The sequence below is a fragment of the Peterkaempfera griseoplana genome (genome assembly GCF_001418575.1).
Lineage (GTDB): Bacteria > Actinomycetota > Actinomycetes > Streptomycetales > Streptomycetaceae > Peterkaempfera > Peterkaempfera griseoplana.
Genome location: NZ_LIQR01000192.1, coordinates 22,662 through 30,780, shown reverse-complemented (window position 1 = coordinate 30,780; position 8,119 = coordinate 22,662). Strand labels below are relative to the sequence as shown.

The window sequence follows — 8,119 nt, the reverse complement described above, 5'->3', positions numbered from 1 at the left end:
AGTCCCTGCAGAGCGCCCTGGACCAGGCCAATGCCTGACACCACGGAGCGACTGCACCACGTCGAAGAGGCCATGGGCACCGTCTTCTCGTTCGACGTCCGCGGCGGCGGGCTCGACGACGCGCTCAGCGCCGCGGTCGCCTCCCTCCACCAGGCCGACACGGTCTTCTCGACGTACCGGCCGGAGAGCCAGGTCAGCCGACTGGCCCGGGGGGAACTGACACTCGCGGCCTGCGACCCCGATATCCGGGAGGTGCTGCGGCGGTGCGAGGAGGCCGAGCAGCGCAGCCGCGGCTGGTTCAGCGCACGGTACGCGGGCCCGCTCGACCCGACCGGACTTGTGAAGGGCTGGGCGGTGGAGCGGGCCGCCCGGATGCTGTACGCGGCGGGCGCGGAAGGCGTCTGCCTCAACGGCGGCGGGGACATCCAGCTCCTCGGCGGCCCATGGCGGGTCGGGATCGCCGACCCGCTGCGGCCCGGACAGCTGGCCGCGGTCGTGGCGGCCGACGACGACCTGGCCGTGGCCACCTCGGGCCCGGCCGAACGGGGCTGCCACATCCTCGCCCCCGGTACCGGGCTGCCCCCGGAGACCTCCCTGGCCTCCCTCACCGTGCTCTGCCGCAGCCTGACCGAGGCCGACGCCTGGGCCACCGCGGGCTACGCCATGGGCGACGCGGCTCGCGACTGGCTCGAGGAACTGCCCGACACCGAGGCCTTCGCGGTCACCTCGGACGGCGGCCTGTGGCACACCACCGGTTTCGCCCGCCACGCCGTCGGCATCCGGGCCTGAACCCGAAGGAGCCGCAGGAGTGCTCGGGCCGCCGGGCGGCGTCGGAGGAATCCCGGTCGAGGCTGCCGCTCGCGGAGAGCCGGTGCCGCCCGCCCGGTCCATGACCGGGCAGTGGTGCCCGGCATCCGCCTCCGCTGCCCGGGCCGGGACGGGGCGGCCTGCCGTGGAGCGACGGGGCCCGGTGCGTCCGGAGTGCCGTGGCCGACGGCACCGGCAACGCTGCACGGGACCGCTCACGGCACCCCCCGTGACAGCGACGCAGGGACCGCAGTCGCGGCCGTGGAGCATCATCTGCTGCTGCCCAACAGTGAGCTGACGGTGCGACGCCGACGTACCCCTGCGCAGCAACCGCGCATTGCGTGACGGCCCGTCAGGACTGCGTTACGCGACGTCGCCCGAGGCGGTGTGGCGGCGCTGCCGGACACTCCGGGCGGGGGCCCTGAGCCACGAGGAGTCATGAGCAGCACGACGCCGGGCCACTGCGCCCTCACATCCACGGCGTCCGATCCTGACGAGCCGTCATCGCCAAGCCGTCTCGACGCACTGCACCGGCGGACATGAGGCGCGCCCGCCGCCGCGCGCGGCTCATGGCGGTGGCCCAGGGGGCAGGACGGGGTCCCGTCCCAGGGCCGGTCGGCAGGGGGCAAGGGCCCACAAGGCCCAGGTGCGGGCGGTGACCCGTCGGCACAGTGGAGGTGGGAGACCGGCGCGTCGGCAGGAGACGCGGACGGGCACTGTGCGAAGGGAGTCTGACGATGCGACACCGGACTGTGGGAGAGCTGATGACCACCGGAGTGGTCCGGGCACGGCCCGACACCCCGTTCAAGGAGCTGGCCCGGCTGCTGGAGCGCAACGACGTCACTGCCGTACCGGTGGTGGACGACGAGGACCGCCCCCTCGGAGTCGTCTCCGAGGCGGACCTGCTGCGGCACGCCGCCGCCGGGGAGGATCCGGTGGGGCTGCTGCCTCCGGCGCGGATGTCCCCCCGTGACCGTGCCAGGAGCACGGCCGTCGACGGCCGCGGGCTGATGACGAGCCCCGCGGTCTGCGCCAGGCCGGAGTGGACGGTGGTGGAGGCGGCCCGGTTGATGGACGGCCGCCGCCTCAAGCGGCTGCCCGTGGTCGACGAGGCCGGACGCCTCATCGGCATCGTCAGCCGCGGTGACCTGCTCCGGGTCTACCTGCGCCAGGACCGGGCCATCCGGGAGGAGATCCGGCACGACCTGCTGCAACGGACCCTCAGCCTGTGGCCCGACGCGGTCGGCGTCCGCGTGGAGGACGGCCGGGTGACGCTCTCCGGCACCCTGGAACGGCGCAGCCAGCAGCAGGCCCTGGTCCGGCTGTGCCGCGGCGTCGACGGCGTGGTCTCGGTCGACGACCGTCTCGGCCACCGGGTCGACGACATCGTGGTCCGCCCGGCCGGCCAGGTGTCCGGCGGCTGACGACAGGGCCGCTGCGCCCCCAGGAGGTGGACTCGATGCACCACGACGCACCACAGCCCCGCGGAGCCTCCCGGCCCGCCTGGCGCACCCGGCTGCGCCGCGCCACCGGCAGGGACGGCAACCCGTTGCGCCGCCCCTGCGACCGGGCCCGCGCCCGGTTGGCCTGGGGGGCGCTGCTCCTGACCGGGCCGGCGGTGGCCGCCTCCGTCCTGGCCGGCGTGGCGGCGTTCGACTCGGAGCGGCGGGCGGTCACCGAGGAGGCCGCGCATCTGCACCGTGTCACCGCGACGACGCAGGCCGCCGCCCCGGCCGGTGACTGGGCGCCGGGCGTCCCCGCGCAGGCGGAGGCCCGCTGGCGCTATCCGGCGGGCCGGGTGCACACGGGGGAGGTGACGGTTCCGGCGGACACGGTGCGCGGCGCCGCGGTGGAGGTGTGGGTGACCGACTCCGGCACGCCCGCCGGGCCGCCGCCTAGCACGGCCGACTCGGCGGCCGGGGCGGCGTCGACCGGGCTCGCCGTGCTGACCGGGTGCGCGGTCGCAGGCGGGGCCGTGCTCGCGTTGGGCCGGCGGCGGACCGACGCCGTGAGCGCGGCGATGTGGGAGCGGGAGTGGGACCGGGTGGAGCCGCTCTGGTCCGGGCGGTCCCGCTCCTCCTGACCGTACCGCCGCCGCCGTACGGCACGCGCCGCGCCGTCGTCGTCCGGGGCGGCTCGACGGCCGCGCGGTCGCCGATGCGCCCGGGCGCGCTGTCGGTACGGGGCGGCGCCGCACGGCCGGCACCGGTGGCCCATGGACCGTGAGTCAGGAGTCCACGGCGGTGAGCCGGATGCCGGTGATCAGGTCCGGACGGATGCGGACCGCATAGTCCATGGCCTGATTCGCCCAGGGGTTGAGCAGCTCACGGTAGCGGGCCAGTTCGTCCGGCTCGGTCACCAGATGGGCGTAGCCGGTGACCGTCACGCTCCAGCCGAGGTGCTCATGCGGGTCGATGGCATCGGCCTCGTAGGCCACGACCACGCCCTGGCCGTCCGCCTGGCGTGCGCGCGACGTCAGCGCCGCGCCCTCGTGTGTGCGGATGATGATGTCGCCGTTGTCCAGGAGGTGGTTCACCGGACGGATGGTCGGCAGTGCGTGACGCGTGAAGACGATCCTTCCGTAGGACACGCTGCCCAGCAGTCGCAGGGCCTCGTCGCCGTCGAGCTCGACGCTCCGGCGCGGTCCGGTGGGAAGGGGCTGGGGCTGGTCGCTGGTCATAGCGGGCTTCCGTACGGTCTGGTTGCTCACTGCTGGGTGTCTTCGTCCGGAGAGCGGGTGCTGCCGCCCAGCCGGTCGCGTGTGGTGACGGGCGGGTCGCCGCTGCGGGATGTACGTCGTCTCTTCGAGCCGGCAGGTGAGTGACTGACAGTCCGTCACGCCGGACGCGACAGGGCTCACAGGCAGGCTCGACCAGCTCATTGGAACCGCAGCGGAGCTCTGTTGACCAGGGTCCAACGGCCCTGGTCCACGTCCGGCCGGCCCTGCCGTCCGCCGAGCGGTGCGTCTGTCGCCGGGTACGGGTGTGCGGCGGGTGACGGGTGGGCGCTGCTGCTCGTGGGCCGCGGTGGGTGGTGCCCGGCACGGGCGCTCCAGGCCTGCCGGGGGGTGCAGGGGAGGCAGAGCCGCGGGCGACCGCTCCCTCTGCGGACAGGCCCGGTCAGCCGCTCGAACCACGGGCGGGCGCAGGGTGCATCACGGCGTGGCCTCTGCCGATCGGGTGACCGGATCGGGACGGAGGGGCTGCGCGTCCGGCTGCACGGGGAGGCAGTCGTCGATGTCGAAGCCGAGGTCGCTGACCACACCGACCACTCCCTCCGAGCGCCAGGCCGACCGGATCGCCAGAGCGACATCACTGCGGTGCCGGACGCGTCCCTCCAGGACGACCGTGCCGTCCCGGACGGAGACGGCGAAGGCGCCGGGTGCCAGGGCCGACGCCCCGGCCAGGATCTCGTCCAGCACCTGCCGGCGGATCTCCTCGTCCGTACGCAGGAAGACCCGCAGCAGGTCACGGCGGGTCGCGATGCCGATGAGGCGGTCCTCCTCGTCCACCACGGGCAGGCGGCCCACGTTATGGCGGGCCATCACCCGCGCGGCGTCCGGCACAGCTTGCTCGGGGTGGATCGTGACCGCCGGGCTCGTCATCCGCTCGCCGGCGGTGGCGGCCGCAGAGCCGCGTGCGAGGTCGGTGCCGGAGACCACCCCGATCACCTTGTCGTCGTGATCGACGACCGGCAGCGCGCGGATGCGGTGCCGCTCCAGCAGCCGCACCACGTCGTCCGCCGTCGTCCGCCGGTCTGCCCGGACGACCTCGTCGGTCATCACCTCCCCGACGGTGCGAGTCCTCATGGCGTCTCCCTTCTCCACCGGTGCGAGCGCGAGAGCTCCAGGCTGCTGCGAGGACCGAGCCAGGGGCCAGGGGCTGCCGGGCCCCAGGAGCAGGGCCGTGCGGCCTCCTTCCAGGGGGCGACGGGCCTGCACCCCGTCAGATGCCGCCCGTGGCCGACCGCCGGGGGTGCCGGCCCGCGACCCCGGGGGGTGTCTGACGTCCCGCCGGTTGGCCCCCCGCACGGTACGACCGCCTCCGGCCCCGGGGAAACAGGGCCGACCGGCCCTGGTCCTTCGCTGCGGACCCGGGCAGTATCCCGGTACGGAGACCCGTACGGTCATGGGTGGACGTCGACGAGGAACGCAGATCCAGGGAGCAAGTGATGGCGGACAGCATGCAGCCCGGCCCCGGCAGCCCGATCCGGGTCTTCCTGCTGGACGACCACGAGGTGGTACGACGTGGAGTGCGCGACCTGTTGAACGACGAGCCGGACATCGATGTGGCAGGCGAGGCCGGCACGGTGGAGCAGGCCCTGGTGCGCGTCCCCGCGCTGCGCCCGCAGGTGGCGGTGCTGGACGTCCGGCTGCCCGACGGTGACGGGGTGTCCGTGTGCCGGGAGCTGCGCTCGCGCATGCCGGAGCTGGCCTGTCTGATGCTGACCTCCTTCGACGACGAGGAGGCGCTGCTGGACTCGATCATGGCGGGCGCCTCCGGATACGTCCTGAAGCAGATCCGGGGCTCGGACCTGGTGTCCGCAGTCCGTACCGTGGCCCGCGGCCAGTCCCTGCTGGACCCGAGCGCCGCCGCCAGGCTGATGGCCCGGCTGCGGGACGGGCAGCGGCAGGAGGAGGAGCCGGACGCCCTGCCCGGCCTGACCGAGCGAGAGCGGGAGATCCTCGGCCTGATCGGTGAGGGCCTCACCAACCGCCAGATCGGCCAGCGCCTGTACCTCGCCGAGAAGACGGTGAAGAACCACATCTCCCGACTGCTCGCCAAACTCGGTGTGGAGCGCCGTGTCCAGGCCGCGGTCATCGCCACCCAGGTCCAGGACCGGCAGCGGCAGGAAGGGCGCTGAGGTCCCGGGGCCGGCGGAACCGTCGCCGCCGCCCCGTCGCCCGCACCGTCCGGGGAGCATTGCTCCCCCGGCCGGGGGGACGGTCGGCATACCGCCGTCCGTCCTGGACCGATAACGTGTCCAGGACGGGGACGGTCAGCTGCCGGCAGGGTGAGGGGCTTGGAAGAATCGCTGGTGAGGGCCCCCAGGGGTGCCCGGGTGCGGCTGCCGCAGTTGCGGCTCGACGAGCTGCTGGAGGAGTTGCAGGCCCGCCTGGACGCTGCCCGCGGCACCCGGGACCGGGTGCACAGCCTGCTGGAGGCGGTGCTCTCGGTCGGCCGCGAGCTGGACCTCGAACAGGCCCTGCGCAGCATCGTGGAGGCCGCGGCCGTCCTGGTCGAGGCGGAGTACGCGGCCCTGGGCGTGATCGGTCCGGACGGCACGCGCCTGTCGGAGTTCCTCACCGTCGGCATGGGGGAGGGGCAGATCGCCCGGATCGGCTCCTACCCCGAGGGCCACGGCATCCTCGGCGAGCTGATCCGGCACCCGGAGCCGCTGCGGCTGCCCAAACTGTCAGCCCATGCGGCCTCCTACGGCTTTCCGCCCCACCACCCGCCGATGAACACGTTTCTCGGTGTACCCATCCGCGTGCGCGACCAGGTCTTCGGCAACCTCTACCTGACCGAGAAGCGGGGCGGAGCACAGTTCGACGAGGAGGACGAGTCGGTCCTCTCGACGCTGGCCGTGGCGGCCGGGGTGGCCATCGACAACGCCCGGCTGTACGAGGAGTCCCGGCTGCGTGAACGCTGGCTGCGGGCGAGCGCCGAGATCACCCACAGCCTCATGTCCGGCAGTGACCGCGGCGAGGTGCTCGGGCTGATAGCCGAACGGGCCAGGGAGATCACCTCCGCCGCGCTCGCGGTGGTCGCGGTGCCCATGGAGGACACCGGGACGCTCATGGTCGAACTCGCCATCGGGCAGGAGGCGGAGGCGCATCGCGGGCATGTCGTGCCCGCGGACGACCATCTGATTGGACGGGCCTTCTCCAGCGCCGCGCCGGTGACCGACCCGGATGTCTCCCGTCACCGGGACGGCGCGACGGCGGCCTCACCGCAGGTCTCACCGGCTGTCCCACCAGAGGTCCCAACGAATGCCGCCGCCGGGCCGCGCTTCACCGGGATGGGCCCGGCCGTGGCCGTTCCCATCGGCTCCGCGGACGGTGTACGAGGCGTGGTGCTGCTGGTCCGGGCGGCGGGCGGGACGGTGTTCTCCGAGAAGGAGACCGAGCCGCTGCAGGGGTTCGCCGCACAGGCCGCGGTCGCCATGGAGCTGGCGGACCGCCGTAAGGACGCCGAGCAGATCGCGGTGCTGCAGGACCGCGACCGCATCGCCCGGGACCTGCACGACCTGGCCATCCAGCGGCTGTTCGCGACCGGCATGACCCTGCAGAGCGCCGGCCGTTTCATCCAGCACACGGAGGCCTCGGAGCGTGTGCTGCGGGCGGTGGACGATCTCGACGAGACCATCAAGATCATCAGGTCGACGATCTTCGGCCTGCGGTCACGCGACGACGGCACCCCCGGCGGCGACCTGCGGGCGCGCGTGGTGCGCGCGGTCGGCGAGGCGGCGCCGGTCCTGGGCTTCGCCCCCAGCGTGCGCATGGAAGGCCTCCTGGACACCGACGTGCCCAAGGAGATCGCCGATCACGTGGTGGCGGTCCTCTCCGAATCACTGACCAACGTCGCCCGGCACGCACACGCCGACCGTGTCGAGGTCGGGCTGGTGACCGACGGGCGTGAGGTGCGGCTCACGGTCTCCGACAACGGCGTGGGCATCCCGCCCGGCGGCCACCGCAGCGGTCTGCACAACATGTCCGAACGAGCCCGGCAACTGGGCGGGGAGCTGGAGTTGTCCGGCCAGGAGGGCGCCGGTGGCACCGTGCTGACATGGCGGGTGCCCGTGGGGGAGGGCCAGGGGCCTGTCTGACCGTCCGTGCCGGTGAGGTGCGCGGCGTACGGTGGGGGGCCCTCCTGGCCGGAGAGGGGTGAGGCGGGGCGCGGCAGAGCCACATCGACCGGCTCCGCCCCGCCCTGACCGGACCCGCCTCCGGGACGTCGCGGGCGTCCACGGCAACGGCCCGCAGATCGTCGCCACAGGCGGTGCGGCGGACCCGCGGCGACCGCCCCCGCCCGCTCCGTCCGCTCGGCGCGCACGCCCGCGGCCTGAGCGGTTCCCGCACGCGCCCGGCGTCCGCGTGACGCCCTGTCTGCCATGACCTGACGTGTCGTCACTCGCGCTCCGCCGGATGGGCCGGCGCAGCGGTGACGCGTACCGCGTCCGGCGCGGTCGCCCAACTGGCCCTGCGGATGGGGACCTTCAGTCCCACGGTCGCGGCCGTTCGGCATCCGGCGGTGGGCGCCGCACGCGACAAGAGTAGGGAGCGTCAGGAGAACGAGACCAGACCTCCCGA

The 8,119-nt window shown here is 74.0% G+C and carries 7 protein-coding genes; 5 read left to right on the top strand and 2 right to left on the bottom strand.

Translation table 11 applies throughout. From position 1 onward, the window contains the following. The first annotated feature begins 30 nt into the window (after positions 1-30). The 3 genes from AOK09_RS15375 to AOK09_RS40150 all read left to right on the top strand — a co-directional run bounded on the left by AOK09_RS15375 (position 31) and on the right by AOK09_RS40150 (position 2,890). Positions 31-789 carry an FAD:protein FMN transferase gene (locus AOK09_RS15375; protein ID WP_245687302.1) on the top strand — a complete coding sequence of 253 codons (759 nt, stop codon included), beginning with the start codon at positions 31-33 and terminating at the stop codon, positions 787-789. A gap of 755 nt (positions 790-1,544) precedes the next feature. Beyond that, the gene (locus AOK09_RS15370) at positions 1,545-2,231 is read left to right on the top strand and encodes a CBS domain-containing protein (RefSeq protein WP_055587754.1); all 687 of its coding nucleotides are present in this window, start codon (positions 1,545-1,547) and stop codon (positions 2,229-2,231) included. A 35-nt stretch (positions 2,232-2,266) separates the two neighbouring features. Next, the gene (locus tag AOK09_RS40150; protein ID WP_055587753.1) at positions 2,267-2,890 is read left to right on the top strand and encodes an Rv1733c family protein; all 624 of its coding nucleotides are present in this window, start codon (positions 2,267-2,269) and stop codon (positions 2,888-2,890) included. Between the two features lie 144 nt (positions 2,891-3,034). Here AOK09_RS40150 and AOK09_RS15360 read toward each other — a convergent pair whose 3' ends face one another. After that, on the bottom strand, positions 3,035-3,487 hold the full coding sequence (locus AOK09_RS15360; RefSeq protein ID WP_175609305.1) for a pyridoxamine 5'-phosphate oxidase family protein: 453 nt from the start codon (positions 3,485-3,487) through the stop codon (positions 3,035-3,037). Positions 3,488-3,961: 474 nt separating this feature from the next. Next, the gene (locus AOK09_RS15355) at positions 3,962-4,615 is read right to left on the bottom strand and encodes a CBS domain-containing protein (protein WP_107101344.1); all 654 of its coding nucleotides are present in this window, start codon (positions 4,613-4,615) and stop codon (positions 3,962-3,964) included. A 362-nt stretch (positions 4,616-4,977) separates the two neighbouring features. On the opposite strand from AOK09_RS15355, the gene AOK09_RS15350 reads away from it, so the two are divergent. Continuing rightward, positions 4,978-5,670 (top strand): response regulator, encoded by a 693-nt coding sequence (locus tag AOK09_RS15350; RefSeq protein WP_055587750.1) that lies wholly within the window; start codon positions 4,978-4,980, stop codon positions 5,668-5,670. 159 nt (positions 5,671-5,829) lie between these two features. Beyond that, positions 5,830-7,635 (top strand): sensor histidine kinase, encoded by a 1,806-nt coding sequence (locus AOK09_RS15345; RefSeq protein ID WP_322973179.1) that lies wholly within the window; start codon positions 5,830-5,832, stop codon positions 7,633-7,635. The last annotated feature ends 484 nt before the right edge of the window (positions 7,636-8,119 follow it).

Coding starts and splice junctions, on each gene's coding strand:
- AOK09_RS15375 (WP_245687302.1), top strand. CDS start 31: ATGCCTGACACCACGGAGCGACTGCACCACGTCGAAGAGGCCATGGGC.
- AOK09_RS15370 (WP_055587754.1), top strand. CDS start 1,545: ATGCGACACCGGACTGTGGGAGAGCTGATGACCACCGGAGTGGTCCGG.
- AOK09_RS40150 (WP_055587753.1), top strand. CDS start 2,267: ATGCACCACGACGCACCACAGCCCCGCGGAGCCTCCCGGCCCGCCTGG.
- AOK09_RS15360 (WP_175609305.1), bottom strand. CDS start 3,487: ATGACCAGCGACCAGCCCCAGCCCCTTCCCACCGGACCGCGCCGGAGC.
- AOK09_RS15355 (WP_107101344.1), bottom strand. CDS start 4,615: ATGAGGACTCGCACCGTCGGGGAGGTGATGACCGACGAGGTCGTCCGG.
- AOK09_RS15350 (WP_055587750.1), top strand. CDS start 4,978: ATGGCGGACAGCATGCAGCCCGGCCCCGGCAGCCCGATCCGGGTCTTC.